The sequence below is a fragment of the Luteibacter sp. NPDC031894 genome (assembly GCF_050273135.1).
Classification (GTDB): domain Bacteria; phylum Pseudomonadota; class Gammaproteobacteria; order Xanthomonadales; family Rhodanobacteraceae; genus Luteibacter.
The window spans coordinates 87,198-101,455 of sequence record NZ_JBNNMV010000001.1; the positions used below are offsets into that span (position 1 = coordinate 87,198).

The window sequence follows — 14,258 nt, forward strand, 5'->3', positions numbered from 1 at the left end:
TCGCCGCTGTACGGCTCCTACAGTGGAACCGTGTAGGAGCCGCTACAGCGGCGAGACCAACTCGCGATAACGTCAGTGCCCGACGTCGAACAGCTTGAACTCGCGGATGCGCGCGGTGCCCACCGACGAGAGGATGTTCAAGCGCACCTTTCTCGCCGTCACTGCCGGGAAGCGATCGATCTTCATATGACCCAGCGCCTCCGCCTGCGCGACGGTCTTCCAGGCGTGCCCGTCCCAAACCTGCACGGCGTAGCCGCGCACGTTCTGTCCATCGTCGAGCCGCTCCATGCTCATCGCATGGTCGAAGGTCACGTCGCGGCCAAGATCGACTTCCAGCGTGGCGTTGGCGGACCCGGCGGGCGCCGACCAGAACGTCGTCGGATCGTTGTCCAGGGCCGCCGCCACATTTTCGTCCGTCGCCTCGTGCTTCGCGGCCAGGTTGGCCTCGTCGCCATAACGCGCCTTCAGCGCTTTGCCGAACTCCGCAAGGCGTTTCACGTCCGCGTCGGGCAACAGGCCATGCCGGTCCGGCGCGACGCCGAGCATGAGCTGGCCGCCCTTGCCGACGCTGCTCTCCCAGTTGTCCATGATCTCGTCCACGCTTTTCAGCGAGGTGGCGAAATCGGGCTTCGAGCTGTAGAACCAGTGCAGCTTGTGCAGCGGCGTATCCACTTCCAGCGGGCGCCAGCGCAGCTGTCCGTGGCGATCGATGACATTCCAGTTTTCGCCCTGTACCACGCCTTTCTCGTTGCCCACCCAGCGGATATCGCCGTAGTCGAACAGGGCCACGTCGGCGAAGACCATGGTGTTGGGCTGGTAGGTGCGCAGCGTCTCGATGTACTTGGCGAAGTCGTAGACATGCCCCGCGCTGCCGGCACCGTCGAGCCACCACTCGGTGAGAGGGCCGTAGTTCTGCACCAGCTCTTCCATCATCGCCAGGTAGTACTTGTCGTAGGCCGCGCTGTCCTTGTAGCGGGGATCGTGGCGGTCCCAAGGCGACAGGTATACGCCAAAGCCCAGACCGTTCTTCTTCGCCGCCTCGGACGCCATCCGCACGAGGTCGCCCTTGCCGCCCTTCCACGGGCTGGCCTTCACCGAATAATCGGTCTGCCCCGTGGGCCACAGCGCGAAACCGTCGTGGTGTTTCGCCACCAGCACCATGTAGCGCACGCCAGCCGCCTTGACTGCGCGGGCCCACTGGTCCGGATCGACCTTATCCGGGTTGAACACCGCCGGCGGCGCGGTGCCATCGCCCCATTCGCGGTCGAGGAAGGTGTTGGTGCCGAAATGCACGATCACGCCGAACTCGAGGTCCTGCCACGCTACCTGCTGCGGAGAAGGCTTCACGTCGGCGAAGGATTCGGCCTGCGTAACGGCGGGCAGCGCGACCAGGAGGGCGGCGGCGAGGACAGTCTTCAAGCGGCGGAAGGCGGGTTGCGACATCGACGAAAATCCTTTGGAGAGGGAGGGTCAGGGAGCCGGCGAGGGGTCGGACCACAGCCGTTGGTCGACGCCGCGCATCGTCGGCGCGTCACGCGTCTCGAGATCGAACATCACCACGTTGTTTTCTCCTCGATGGAACCAGGGCGCCGGCGCGTAGAGATCGTGTTGCGGCCCAATCGACCAGATCCGGCCGAGGTTCACGCCATTGAGCCAGGCGGCGCCCTTGCCGAAGGCGCGCACGTCGAGGAAGGTATCCGCGGGCGTGTCGATCGTGATCCTGCCGCGATGGAAGGCAGGACCTTCGACCTTGGCGGTCGTCCATCCACGCAGCGACTCGGGCGACGTCATCGGCAGGGGAAACACCTGCCAGCCGCGCAAGATCGTTGGACCGAGCATGACGGGATCGACGATGCCGGCGCGACCGTCTTGCATGTGCGGCCCGTAGTTCACGCGACCGGTATTTTCCACGAGCACGTCGAGCGTGTGCTCGCCGGGTCCGATGTCCACGGCGGCGGACACTTGCTTGAGGCGGCGGTCCACGGTGCCACTCGGTTTGCGATCGACGTAGACGACCGCATAGTCACGTACCTCGCCGAGGTAGAGCGTGCCACGGAACGGGCCCCGCACCTTCGTGCGATAGAGGACGTAACCGTAGGCCTGGCCATAAGCCTCCATCGGCTGTGGCTGGTCCGATGCCTGCGGCGCTGGCAGGTTGTCCCACAAGGATGCCGATTCCTTCAGCGTGAAGGCAGGCAGCGTACGCACCGGTGCCGACGACGGCACGGGCCGCGGCATCTGATGGGTCGCCTTGGCGATCGCATCGCGGAACAAGGTGTACTTGGCGGTCGGTCGGCCCGCTTCGTCCAGCGCCGCGTCGTAGTCGTAGCTCGTCGTCTGCGGCGCGTAATGGTCCGAGGGATTGCCCTGGTAGTTGGCGCCATTCATGAAGCCGAAGCTGGTGCCGCCGTGCACGAGGTACACGTTCACCGAATACCCTTGCCCGAGCATCCAGGCGATCTCATCGGCCTCGCGCTTTGCATCGGTCTTGGCGTGCTTGCCACCCCATGGATCGAACCAGCCTGCCCAGTACTCGCCAGCCATGCGCGGGGCGCCGGGGCGGAAGCGCGCGAGCAGGTCGAAGCTCTTCTTCGCTTCCCCAGGGGCGAAATCGATCACGGCGGTCACGCCGGGCAGGGTACCGTTGGCAAGGAGATCGGGACCGTCGTAGGTCAATAGCAGGTCGTCAGCCAGCCCCGCGTGCTGCAACTGCTCGCGGATGGCCTCCAGGTAATCCTTGTCGTTGTCGTATGAGCCGTATTCGTTCTCCAGCTCGGTGGCGATGATCGGGCCACCATGGCTGGCCATCAGAGGCGCAAGCTCCTTGCCGAGGCGCTGCAGGTAGCGATCCGACGCCGCGAGGAAGCGCGGGTCGCGTGAGCGGACACGCATACCGGGCTCGGCGAACAACCATGCCGGATAGCCGCCCGCATCCCATTCGCCACAGATATAAGGCCCCGGACGCAGGATCACATCCAGTCCTTCGGCCTGGGCGGCCTTCACGAAGGCGGCCACATCGTTGTTGCCGCCGAAGTCGAATGTGCCCGGCTTGGGTTCGAGCAGGTTCCAGAAGACATAGGTGGTGACGGTGTTCAGTCCCATCGCCCGCGCCTTGCGCAATCGGTCCGTCCAGTACGCGCGCGGCACGCGCTGGAAGTGCATGTCGCCGGAGACGATCTGGTAGGCCTTGCCATCACGCATGAACTGCGCGCCGGACACGGTCACCGGCGCACTGGCGAAAGCCGCGGGCACTGCGACGAGCATGGCGAGGCCGAACGCGACGGAAGCGAGGGTAAGACGTGTCATGCCGTCTCCTGACTGATGCCGGGGCGAACGCGTGTAGTGATCATCGCGGCAACGCCTGCTCGCCATGGATCGTGAAGTCGATCCCCTGGCCGGGGGCGTCGCCGGTCTGGCCGCCGCCGATGAAGAGGCCGTAGGCGCCGGCAGTCACCGCGCGCTTGCCGGCCGCATCCACCGAACTGAGGCGCCTCGCGTCAAGTAAGAAATGCACGGCGCGGGATTCGCCCGGCGCGAGATGCACGCGCTGCATTCCGACGAGGCTGCGCACCGGCGCCAGCTTATCGGCCGTCGGGTAGCTCAAATAGGCCTGCACCACCTCATCGCCGGCCCGCTTGCCGTCGTTGCGCACGGTCACGCTCGCGGTGAGCGTTTGCCCCGCTTCCAGCGTGGGCGCCGACGCCTGCGCATGGTCGTAGGCAAAGGTCGTGTAGCTCAGGCCGTGACCGAAGGGGTAAAGCGGGGAGCCCTTGAAGTAGCGGTAGGTGCGCCCCTTCATCTGGTAGCTCGTGAACGGTGGCAAGTCGCGCACCGACCGATAGAACGTCACCGGGAGGCGTCCGGCGGGGTTGTAGTCACCTGCGAGCACCTGAGCGATGGCCGTGCCGCCGTACTCGCCCGGATACCACGCGGCGACGATCGCCGACGCGTGCGCCTGTGCCCAGTTCAGCGCCACGGCGCTGCCGGACATCAACACAACCACCAGCGGTTTCCCGCTCGCGGCCGCGCGTTCGAGTAATGCCTGCTGCGCGGCGGGGAGGCCGATGTCGGTGCGGTCGCCCCCGTCGAAGCCGGGAACGTCCACGTGCAGTTCCTCGCCCTCCACGTCGGGAGAGAGACCGACGAACGCCACGGTCACGTCGGACGACGCCATGGCTCGTGCGGCCTCGGCCAACTGGGTGTCGGCGGGCGGCAGCCACTGGAGGCGGACACCCTGGTCTTCCCCGCTATGCACATACTCCAGGCGCAGATCGTGCGGGCGCGCATCATCGAAGTGCAGGGTTGCCTGCATGTGCGTGTCGTCGCCCTTGTCGTCGATGACCGCCTTGCCGTCGACCAAGAGACGTACCGGGTCGTGGCCTGCACAGTCGAAGCATCGCTCCACATGCACGGCCAGGTTGTAATCGCCGGGGCCAGGAGGCAGCAGCGAGCCCGTCCAGCGTACGGCGTAGCGACCGGATGGAAGACCGGCGGGCGTGACGTGGTCCCAGTCGAAGTCGACCGTGCGATCGACGCGCGTGGTGCGCGGTTTTCCCTCGACGTCCGTGCCGGCGAAGTAGTGGCCGGTGAGGCCGACGGTCGCGTCGGCGCCCTCGTTGGTGCGCAGGGCGGTTTCCGGTACCGGCACGGGCACGGCAGCGGCGATCGGCGAGCCCTGCGCGTAGCTCACGCGATCCGCGCCGAAGCGCGCACGCAGACCCTGCAATGGCGTGACCGGTGCCCGCGGCGTGGCGTGGTAATTGGCTTCAAGGGTTTCGACCGTATCGGCATTCGGTCCGATAACGGCGATGCGCGGCTTGCCTTGCAGCGGCAGGGTGCGGTTCTCGTTCTTCAGCAACACCACCGATTCGAGCGCGGCCCGCAGCGAGAGAGCGCCGTGCGCCTTTCCGTCCATGGGCTTCGGCTTCACCGTGGCTGCGCCGAGCTCACCGAGGCGATAGCGCGCGGCGAAGAGTCGAACGAGCGAGGTGTCCAGCACGGATTCGGCGACATCACCGCGATGCACCGCCTCGACGAGGTCGGCATAGGCGAAGCCACAGTCGAGGTCGGTACCGGCGCGAATCGCTGCTGCGGAGGAACCGGCATTGTCAGGCCGGTAATAGTGGAACTTCGTCATGTCGTCGATGGCGTCGCAATCGGAGACGACGTAGCCGGTGAATCCCCAGTCCTTGCGCAGGATGTCGCCGAGCAAGCCGCCATCGGCGCAGACCGGGGTGCCGTGCAGCGCGTTGTACGCACACATCACCGAGCTGGCGTGCCCTTCGGTGACCGCCGCGCGGAAGGCTGGCAGGAACGTGGCCTCCAGATCATGGGGCGATACATCGATGTCGAACCCGTGACGCCCCGCTTCGGGGCCGCTATGCACGGCGAAGTGCTTCGGCGTGGCGATCGCGCGCGGGTGCGCCGGGTCCGGCCCCTGGATGCCCTGCACGAACCCGACGGCAAGCCGCCCGGAAAGATAGGGATCCTCCCCATACGTTTCCTGCCCGCGCCCCCATCGGGGGTCCCGGAAAATATTCACGTTCGGCGACCAGATGGTCAGCCCTTCGTAGCGGCCGTGGTCATGCCCCGCGCCAATGGCATCGAAACGAGCGCGTGCTTCCTTCGACACCACGTCGCCCACTTGGCGCAGCAGCTCCGGATTCCACGTGGCCGCGAGGCCGATGGCCTGCGGGAACACGCTGGCGTAACCGGCGCGTGCCGCACCGTGCAGGCCCTCGTTCCACCATTCATACGCCGGGATACCGAGTCGAGGCAGGGCAGGGGCGGCGCTTTGCAACTGGGCCACTTTCTCCTCGAGGCTCATGTGCGCCACGAGGTCCTTCGCCTTCTGATCCGGCGTGAGAGGCACCGCGGCGTTGGCGGCACCCACCAGGGCGAAGGCAAGGGGAAGGAAGAGCTGCCTGTACGTCATCGGGTCGTCTTTGTGGCCGTATCGATGAGCTGTACTTTACCGAGGCCGTATAGGGGCCCGTCGATCGGCGCGGTCACACGCAGGCAAAGGTCGTGCTCTCCGACGGAACGGGGCAGAGCGCCATCGAGCGCGAAGCGTTCGCCGAGCGCCTTGCCGGGGGGGAGCGGCAGGCTGGCGAGCAGCGGTCCGGTGCACGTGTCCTGGTGGACCTCCAGTTCGCCCTGCGCGTTCTTGGACGGATACGAGACGACCTTCGCCTGGTCATGTGCCAGTCCGTAATTGCGCGCCAGTCGTGCCATATCGACACGAACGCCGGAGGTGCCGTCCAAGGGAGCCTTGGGATACAGCCAGCAGGAGTGGAACAGGTCCACGTCGTAGACGGGCGTGTCCATGGCGCCGAGATCCGGGAGCAGTGGCATGCGCAGGCCGAGGCTTCCGTCGGGGCACTTGCTGAGCTCGCCATTGCGACGCGAGAGCAGGTTCGGGCGGTCGATGACGCGAGAGCGCACCGCGGCCAGCGGCGTGCCATCCGGCGCGAACGTGATTGCGCGCACGGTCGTCGGAAGGGTCACCGGGAACGCCCCGCTGTAGACGGCGGCCTTCGCGCCGGGCGTGCTGCCATCCGTCGTGTAGCGCACGGTGCCGAACCCGGCCTGGGTATCGATCCGCACCGTGGCCTTGCCCGAGGCCAGGATAGCCGGCACGGTCTCGTCCACGTGGATGGCCGGTGCGAACGCGGTATCCGAGGCGGCGATGCCGAGCGCCTCGTAGCGCCGGAACTGTGCGGGCAGCCGCTGGAGGAAACCCTTCCATTGCCTAGCGTCCTTCGGCGACCAGGCGATTTCCGCCATGGCGTCCACGCGGGGAAACAGGGCGTGCTGGACATGTGCGGCGGATGGGATGAACTCAGCCCACAGCGTCGCCTCGGTGCCGAGCACGTGCCTTGCCTGATCCGGTGTAAGCGATGGGTCGACGGGTTCGAAACCGTAGACGCGCTCCAGCGCGAGGACGGAGAGCCGCCCGTTCGGCTCGTCGGCACGGTCGCTTTGCTGGTTGTCGAAATACATCCAACCGGCGGGGGCGAGCACCACGTCGTGATCTTTTTTCGCCGCGTCGATCGCGCCTTGCACGCCACGCCACGACATCACGGAGGCCGTGCGCGGCAGACCGCCTTCGAGGATCTCGTCCCACCCGATGAGTCGACGGCCGTGCTTTCCTAGGTAATCGCCCAACCGATCCATGAACCAGCTCTGCAGTGCGTTCTCGTCGGCGATGCCTAGCGACTTCATCTTCGCCTGCACGGCCGGCGAACGCTCCCATTGGTCCTTGACCGCCTCGTCCCCGCCGAGGTGGATGTACGTGGACGGGAACAAGGCCATCACTTCGTCGAGCACGTTCTCGATGAAGGTGAAGCTCTTTTCATCGACGTTGTACAGGTAGGGGTTCACGCCCCAGTCCACGGACACCTTGGGATGTTCGGCGGTGACGCCGACAATGTCGGGATAGGAGGCCACCGCGGCCTGCGCATGGCCTGGCATGTCCAGCTCGGGCACCACCGTGATGTGGCGTGCGGCCGCATAAGCGACTACCTCGCGAATCTGCGCCTGCGTATAGAAACCACCATAGCGTTCGGGCTCGCCGTGCGTGCCGGCCCCTGGCGGCGTACGCCAAGCGCCGACGCTGGTGAGTTTCGGATAGCGTCTGATCTCGATACGCCAGCCCTGGTCGTCGCTGAGGTGCCAGTGGAAAACGTTGAGCTTGTGCTCGGCCATCGTGTCGAGGACCTGCTTCACCGTCGCCACGTCGTGGAAATGCCGGACCACGTCGAGCATCAGCCCGCGCCACGCGAAGCGTGGCCAGTCGCGGATCGCCACCTCGGGAATGCGCGTGGCGCCGTGCCTGCCGTCGGCGGTCGCCAGTTGCCAGAGGGTGACCGCGCCGTAGAACAATCCTGCATCGTCTCGCGCCGCGATACGAACGCCGTCGGCACCAACGTCCAGCGTATAACCCTCGGGCTTGTCCATGCCGGCTTTGGGGTCGATCCGCAGCGAGATCGCCCCGCGGGGCGGTTGCGCGGACGACGTCACCGCCAGCGACAAGCCACGGCTGCGGTTGAGCTCGGCGGCGAGGTATTCCGCCGAGGCCTTCGCTGCCTTATCGCCCGGCGGATAGGCGATGACGGTATGGGCGTCGATGGCCAGCGACCCGGTCGCTGGCCGCACCTCCGCCGGCAAGGGAATCAACGGCAAGTCCGTTGCCGCATGCGCTGTCGGCGCCGCCGCGAGACAGGAAACCGCTTGCAGGCACAGGCCTGCGACGAGCCAACGCTTCATCGAAACTCCTTCACTGGAACGTGTACCGCAGCACCATGCTCGTCGTGCGCGGGATCTGCCAGGTGGCGGCGTGGTAGTTCACGCTCTGGGTCGTGCTGTCGCCGATGAGCGACCCCGTATCGTAAGCCTGGTTGATGTCGATCGTGCCCTGGCGATTGGTGACGTTGGTCATCCTGAGTTGCAGGCTGAGGTCGTTGGCCGCGTTGATCGTCCAGTGGTACGTGGCCGAGAGATCGAGCTGCCAGAAGAACGGCAGCCGACGATCGGTGCCCTGCTTGTCGACGACGCCATCGCAATAATGCGTGGCCGCGCCGAGGGGATACGCGGGGTCGTTGCTGTCGGGCACCGTGCCGATGCAACTGGTCGGCGCGCCGGTGTGCGCCGTGAACACGCCGCCCAACGACAAGCCATTGGCGAAGTCATAGGTCCCCGTGGCGGTGAGGCTGTGGCGAATGTCGCCGGCGAGGTTGCCGTTGCTGCCGGCCATCACGGCGGGATAGTTGAAAGCGGTGGTCTGGCCGATCCAGCCGGCGTTGCGGCGCTCCTCGTCGATCAACCCATTGGTATTGCCGTACTCACGGGCGTAGGTGTAGCTCAGGTTGAGGAAGTACGGTTCCGCCGGTGACGACGCATGCGTCAGGCCGAGCTTGAGGTTGTAGTACTTGTGCTTCGGCCGGGGTATGCCGATCGCGGCGCCCGGGATATCGAGGGCCTCGACCTGGCCGTCGCCGTCATAGTCGCGCTTCAGGGTGAACTTCTCGCCCGGGTTCACCAGCCAACAGGTGGTGTCGTTCTGCTCGTAGCCGGGGTAGCCGTGCGACTGCGCGTAAGCCTGCACCCCGCCGCCGTAACAGGTGTCCTCGACGACACGGCGCAGATCGGTCCAGCCCAGCTGCACCAGGCCCGACCACTCGGGCGTGAGCTGCTTCTGCACGTAGAGCTGGGCCTCGTACTGGTAAGGCGCCTTGACGTTCGTGGCGGCGATCTGTGCGGGTGTCGGCACACCCTGGTTGTAGTAGTAGGTGCTGCCGATCTGGCTGAGTCCGATGGGGGCCTGCGTGTTCGGGTCGACGCCGGTGTAGGTGTAGTAGTTGGTATACGTGGTGCGCGGCTCCGCGACGCCGAAGCTGAAGGAAGACGGGAGCGGGATGGAATATTTGCCGAGGCTGCCGCCGACCTTGAGCGTACTGTCGCCATTCACGTCCCAGGAGAAGCCAAGCCGCGGCGACGTGGTGGGCAGCCGCATGAACTGGTTGCCCACGCCGTCCTTGTAGATGTAGTTGTCCCAGCGCAAGGCGCCGTAGAGCAGCATGCGATCCGTGGCCTGCCAGTAATCCTCCACATAGGCGCCCTTGTTGATCGTCTCGAATGAGCCACCTTCAAGGTCCACATATTGGCTTACATAGCGCCCTTCGGCAGGCGACAGCGAACCATTGAGCAAGGCGACGTTGGCCTGGTTGTAGTAAGTGAACCAGCCAGCCGGCACCGAGTTGGTGGTGCTGGCGAGGGAGTGCTTGTAGTACTCGCCGCCGAACACCAGCTTGTGATCGCCCAGCTGCCAAGTGAGGTCGCCTTTCCAGCCACGGCGCCAATAGTCGGACGGCGAGTACACGTATGCGGCGTTATTGCGTCCGATGTTGGTCTGCACCTGGGTGGCGGTGTCATAGGACGTGACGTAGGGGAAGGCGGTGTCCTGCTCGCCGGAGCTTGGCGAATACACGATGGAGCCGAGGTAACCGCCCATCAGGCGTAACGCCAGGTCGTCGTTGATCTGCCAGTGGTAGTTGCCGATGAGGAAGCGGCTGTCCGTGCGAGTCTGGCTCCAGGCGCGATACGCGCCCACGGATCTGGGGTCGTAGTCTTCGTCGAGATCGTAGAAATTATTGAAGGTCTGCGAGTAGTCGCGATGTGCGAGGACGTTCAGCGACTGGTTGCCCGTGATGTTCCAGGTCAGGTTGAGCAGGTAATTCTTGTCGCGGTCGCTGGAGACCTGCTTCTGCGTCTGGTTGTAAGCCTGACTCTTGCTCGCCGGATCGTTACCCAGCAGCGCGAAGAAAAAGAGCTTGTCTTTCACCAGGGCGCCGGAGGCCCAGAGATATTGCTGGGCCACGCCGTCGTGATTGTTGGCCGAGGTGTAGCTGGTGTAGTCGCCGATCGCGTTCAGCGTGTTGTGGCCGCGCGGGTTCAACCAGCGCGAGGTCGGCGGCGTGAAGTACAACGAATAGCCGGCACGGAACTGGTTGCTACCCTGCTTGATCGTCGAGGAGAGCACGCCGCCGGTGGCGTTCGTCCAGGAAGCGCTGGCGCCTCCGGTGATCAGTTGGGTGTCGCTGATAGCCTCGGCAGGCAGCGTCGTGGAACCTAGCGAGGTCTTGTCGTTGGTGACGTCGAACTCGTTGTAGTAGTAACGATTCTCCGCCGGACTGGCGCCACCGATGGAGACGAAACCGGTGTTGTGCTGGTCGAAGCGGACGCTGGAATCCAGCCTCGCCACGCTTTCCGGGCTGCGGTCGACGGGCAGGGCATCGATTAGCTTGTAGTTGTAGCTGGTGCTGAGTTCGGGCGTGCTGACGTCGATCGGCATGATGTTCGTCGCCATCGCCGTGGCCGAGACCTGCACGCCGGCCAGGTCGCTTGCGTCGGCGTCCGCTGGTGTCGCTGCCGTGGCCGCGCCGAGGTCCGGTACGGATGCGTTGCGGTTCGGGTTGACGACCACGTCGTAGGTGCCGAGCGGCTGGTCGTTGCGGATGAGGGTCACCTGGTACGTTCCGGGATTGAGCCCGGCGACCGAGTACCGGCCGTCGGCGTCGGGCGTTACGTCCCGATGAAAGCCCGTGGCCGAGCTCGCGACGCGGACTGTCACCCCCGTGCCGGCGGATTCATGTCCATAGAGCCCGCCAGTCAACGACTGCGCCGTTGCCACGTGGGCGCACGCCAGCAAGACCGAAGTCGCAAGAGCGCGGCGCGCGAATCGGTGCAGGCCTACATGACGGCGCGTCCCCGCGCGCTGGAACCGATCGACATTCTTCATTGAAATTGCTCCCCGCAACGGCCACAGGCCAAAGCCCCGCGCGCGGATCGGATGCGCGTGGACACACGCGTCTCGTCGAGCGCTAACGAAGGTCGAGTCTTTCCCGCTCATGACAGTGTGTCGATATGAATACGACGTTTACTGGTGAAATTAAGAAAAAATCATAATTCGCTTCAGGAAATTTCGTAATCGTCGGGCGGCCCTAAAGTTTGGGGGTTGCCTGCCGAAATCGAGCGATGAAGAGCCGGGCCGCGGCACTCGAGAGAGTTCCCGCGCGCCCTTGAACCAGGACGGTTTGGAGTAGCAGGAAAATGAGGTTTTCAGGGGAAGGCCGTTGGCGCACAACGGCATACGGGCTGATTTCCCTGCTTGCGATCGGGGCCGGCGGTAACGCCTCGGCGCAGCAGACCACGCTGGACAAACAAGAGCAGCTGCGTCGCGCACAGCAGCGGCGGATGCTCAGGTTGCCCTGCGCCGGGCGATCTACGGGGTTCAGTGAACGATATTTGACCCGCCCACAGTTGCCGCACTGGTGGTGTCGCACCACGGCAGTGGCATATGCCAGCCATGACGGGAACTGTTGTGCTCCATCATTCTGCGTCTTTACGTGCGCCCCTTACCCGGCTTTCGCCCTAACACTTCAAGCTCCTTCGACCCGACGTTAAGGAGAAGGAATACGGTTGGTCGGGTAACGCAAAAACTCCTATCAGGTCCGCTACTGCGGCGGCAAGGTTTGCAACTCTTCATGAAGTTCGATGAAAAGCTGATTACGAAGAGCATGAAGGAATTCACGATTTCCTTCGTGAACGAAGCGAGATTCCGTCCTGACAGGCCAATGGGAAATGTGGCTCGGAGCCTCGTTGAGTTCATCGCCCTGGCAGGTTTTGTGGGTTTGCTCAACGATGTTCGAGATTCGATTCCAAAGTGTCGCGAGTGGCTTCGTGGTGCGATTGACCTCAGGGAAGACTTCGGTACCGCTCCGGAATTTCACATCTATAGGCTCAATGAGGCACTAGGGGTGGCGGAATGGCTATCGGGCGATGCGATCGATGTTGGCGTCTGGAAGGCGGCGCTCCGATCGGAGCTAGTGGCGGCGTATGACGAGCATGCCTATCTACCGGCACATATGAAGGGACTTAGATTCGATCAATTTATGCCTGTGGCTCTGCTCGCAGGCGAGCCCGGTCGCGCGACATCTGAATACGAAACGCTCGTCGGTACCGGTGCCGTTAAACGAGGTAGTGCGGCTTCACCGAGGAAGTTTGGCTACGCCGTGGCGTCGTCCTGGGAGAACCTCAGTGAAGAGCGGGAAGAGATTTTCGCTTGGGGTCGAAAGGTCCTCGCAAAAAGTCTTGACGGCTGGATATCCCGAGGGCACTACATTGACGCAGCGACATGGGTATGTCTCATATATACGGTGATCGGTGGGCAACGCGATGCGGCCGAAGCGTTGGCGCTCGCTCTGAACGACGCAAAATCCGCTTCCTTGTGACGCGACGTGGCGAACTCGATCTTGGCGCGGCATCTGAAGGAGGCCGGGAGGATGTTTGGGCGGTCTAGGACCTGGTTTGAGAGCTGCTTCAGCTCGCAACCGAGGTCGCTGGAGATCTAAGAGACTCGTTGGATATTCTTCCTATCCTTGTTGAGGATTCTTGATGTCGCTTCATTTTGCTCTCGAGATAGATTCGGAGTCTGGTGGGATTGAATTTCTCTGAGAGTTTGATCACCAATTACTAAGAAGTCGCTTCTAGACGATCTGTGGAGTGGGGAGGCTGAGTCGCTGAAGAGTAGCAACATTAGGGTCATGCGCTATTTCATTCTTTACGGATGTCAAAACAAGTCTCTTCTCGAAGCAAGAACGAGGTTGAACTGTCTTTGGACGTGGCTATGGAGGAGAGGGAGAGTGACTATCAGGGCGGCGTGTATTACTCCCATAAATACGAAGGTGAAGAAGTCGCGGTGCTTAAAGTGAATTTTGACCTGTTCGATGAAGAGCCGGCTGAGCAGGGATTCCCTGAATTTCCGGTTCTCCTGTACCTGAGCTACGTCCGGGATCCTCTTTTGCTTGAGGGACTTTTGTCGTCACAGTTCAAGCTTCTTCGGCAGAATCATCAGTAAGGTTCGTGCTTCCCTGGGTCCGGGAGGTGCGTGCCGGAACAAACGAGGGGCAACCCACACCCCTAAAGCTTTCCCCCACCAAGCCGATAAGCCCATCGAACGACCCCCGGGCGATGCGCGCCAAGGGTCCCAACGGTACGGACGATGGCGAAGAAATCCTCCAAAGACGCCCCCCGCGATCCGCTGGCGCTGGATGCCGACCTGCGTATCGCCGCGGCGCCCGCGCTGCGCGATACGCTGCTGGCTGTCCTGGCCGCCGGCGGGCCCGTCGAACTCGACGGCACGGCCGTGGCCCAGGTCGACACGGCGGCCCTGCAAGTGCTCGCGGCGTTCTCCCGCGACGCCCGTGCGGCCGGCCTTCCGGTCGCCTGGACCGGTGTCAGTGACAGCCTCCGGCGCGGCGTGTCCGTGCTGGGTCTTGATGCTTTGATCGAACTGCCGGCCCACGCCGGCGTGAACTGAAGGTGCTCCGATGGCAAAGATTCTTGCGGTAGACGACTCGGCCTCCATGCGCAGCATGGTGGCCTTCACCCTGCGTGGCGCGGGCCACGACGTGGACGAGGCCGATAACGGCCAGGTTGCGCTGGATACGGCGCGCGGCACCAAGTTCGACCTGGTGCTGGCGGACGTGAACATGCCGGTGATGGACGGCATCTCCATGGTCCGCGAGATGCGCACGATGGCCGGTTACAGCGGCGTGCCCATCCTCATGCTCACGACCGAGTCGAACCCGGAAAAGAAGATGGAAGGCAAGGCGGCCGGTGCCACCGGCTGGCTGGTGAAGCCGTTCGACCCCGACCAGCTGCTGGCCACCGTGGCCCGCGTGCTCGGTTAATCCGCT

8 protein-coding genes and 1 pseudogene are annotated in these 14,258 nt (G+C 64.1%); 4 read left to right on the forward strand and 5 right to left on the reverse strand.

What is annotated here, in order from left to right; genetic code table 11:
• Positions 1-72: 72 nt before the first annotated feature.
• The 5 genes and pseudogenes from ACQKIE_RS00460 to ACQKIE_RS00480 all read right to left on the reverse strand — a co-directional run bounded on the left by ACQKIE_RS00460 (position 73) and on the right by ACQKIE_RS00480 (position 11,299).
• Positions 73-1,443, reverse strand: coding sequence for an alpha-L-fucosidase (locus tag ACQKIE_RS00460; protein WP_427454917.1), 1,371 nt, complete (start codon positions 1,441-1,443; stop codon positions 73-75).
• Between the two features lie 27 nt (positions 1,444-1,470).
• A complete protein-coding gene (locus tag ACQKIE_RS00465) occupies positions 1,471-3,306 on the reverse strand; it encodes a glycoside hydrolase family 35 protein (RefSeq protein WP_427454918.1) in 1,836 nt (611 codons plus the stop codon).
• A gap of 40 nt (positions 3,307-3,346) precedes the next feature.
• Positions 3,347-5,935, reverse strand: coding sequence for a glycoside hydrolase family 3 C-terminal domain-containing protein (locus ACQKIE_RS00470; RefSeq protein WP_427454919.1), 2,589 nt, complete (start codon positions 5,933-5,935; stop codon positions 3,347-3,349).
• A pseudogene (locus tag ACQKIE_RS00475) lies at positions 5,932-8,217 on the reverse strand (beta-N-acetylhexosaminidase); the annotation flags it as partial. The gene ACQKIE_RS00470 and the pseudogene ACQKIE_RS00475, both read right to left, overlap by 4 nt.
• A 61-nt stretch (positions 8,218-8,278) precedes the next feature.
• Positions 8,279-11,299, reverse strand: coding sequence for a TonB-dependent receptor (locus tag ACQKIE_RS00480; protein WP_427454920.1), 3,021 nt, complete (start codon positions 11,297-11,299; stop codon positions 8,279-8,281).
• Positions 11,300-12,044: 745 nt separating this feature from the next.
• Here ACQKIE_RS00480 and ACQKIE_RS00485 point away from each other — a divergent pair.
• The 4 genes from ACQKIE_RS00485 to ACQKIE_RS00500 all read left to right on the forward strand — a co-directional run bounded on the left by ACQKIE_RS00485 (position 12,045) and on the right by ACQKIE_RS00500 (position 14,252).
• Positions 12,045-12,791, forward strand: a complete 747-nt coding sequence (locus ACQKIE_RS00485) for a hypothetical protein (protein ID WP_427454921.1) — start codon at positions 12,045-12,047, stop codon at positions 12,789-12,791.
• A gap of 335 nt (positions 12,792-13,126) precedes the next feature.
• Positions 13,127-13,417, forward strand: coding sequence for a hypothetical protein (locus tag ACQKIE_RS00490; protein WP_427454922.1), 291 nt, complete (start codon positions 13,127-13,129; stop codon positions 13,415-13,417).
• Between the two features lie 144 nt (positions 13,418-13,561).
• Positions 13,562-13,879, forward strand: a complete 318-nt coding sequence (locus ACQKIE_RS00495) for an STAS domain-containing protein (protein ID WP_427454923.1) — start codon at positions 13,562-13,564, stop codon at positions 13,877-13,879.
• Positions 13,880-13,889: 10 nt separating this feature from the next.
• Positions 13,890-14,252: a response regulator gene (locus ACQKIE_RS00500; RefSeq protein WP_331544887.1), complete on the forward strand. Its 363-nt coding sequence runs from the start codon at positions 13,890-13,892 to the stop codon at positions 14,250-14,252.
• The last annotated feature ends 6 nt before the right edge of the window (positions 14,253-14,258 follow it).

Bases quoted from the DNA above. Each gene is read 5' to 3' on its own strand.
- ACQKIE_RS00490 (WP_427454922.1), top strand. From the start codon at position 13,127: ATGTCAAAACAAGTCTCTTCTCGAAGCAAGAACGAGGTTGAACTGTCT.
- ACQKIE_RS00470 (WP_427454919.1), bottom strand. From the start codon at position 5,935: ATGACGTACAGGCAGCTCTTCCTTCCCCTTGCCTTCGCCCTGGTGGGT.
- ACQKIE_RS00460 (WP_427454917.1), bottom strand. From the start codon at position 1,443: ATGTCGCAACCCGCCTTCCGCCGCTTGAAGACTGTCCTCGCCGCCGCC.
- ACQKIE_RS00495 (WP_427454923.1), top strand. From the start codon at position 13,562: ATGGCGAAGAAATCCTCCAAAGACGCCCCCCGCGATCCGCTGGCGCTG.
- ACQKIE_RS00485 (WP_427454921.1), top strand. From the start codon at position 12,045: ATGAAGTTCGATGAAAAGCTGATTACGAAGAGCATGAAGGAATTCACG.
- ACQKIE_RS00500 (WP_331544887.1), top strand. From the start codon at position 13,890: ATGGCAAAGATTCTTGCGGTAGACGACTCGGCCTCCATGCGCAGCATG.
- ACQKIE_RS00465 (WP_427454918.1), bottom strand. From the start codon at position 3,306: ATGACACGTCTTACCCTCGCTTCCGTCGCGTTCGGCCTCGCCATGCTC.
- ACQKIE_RS00480 (WP_427454920.1), bottom strand. From the start codon at position 11,299: ATGAAGAATGTCGATCGGTTCCAGCGCGCGGGGACGCGCCGTCATGTA.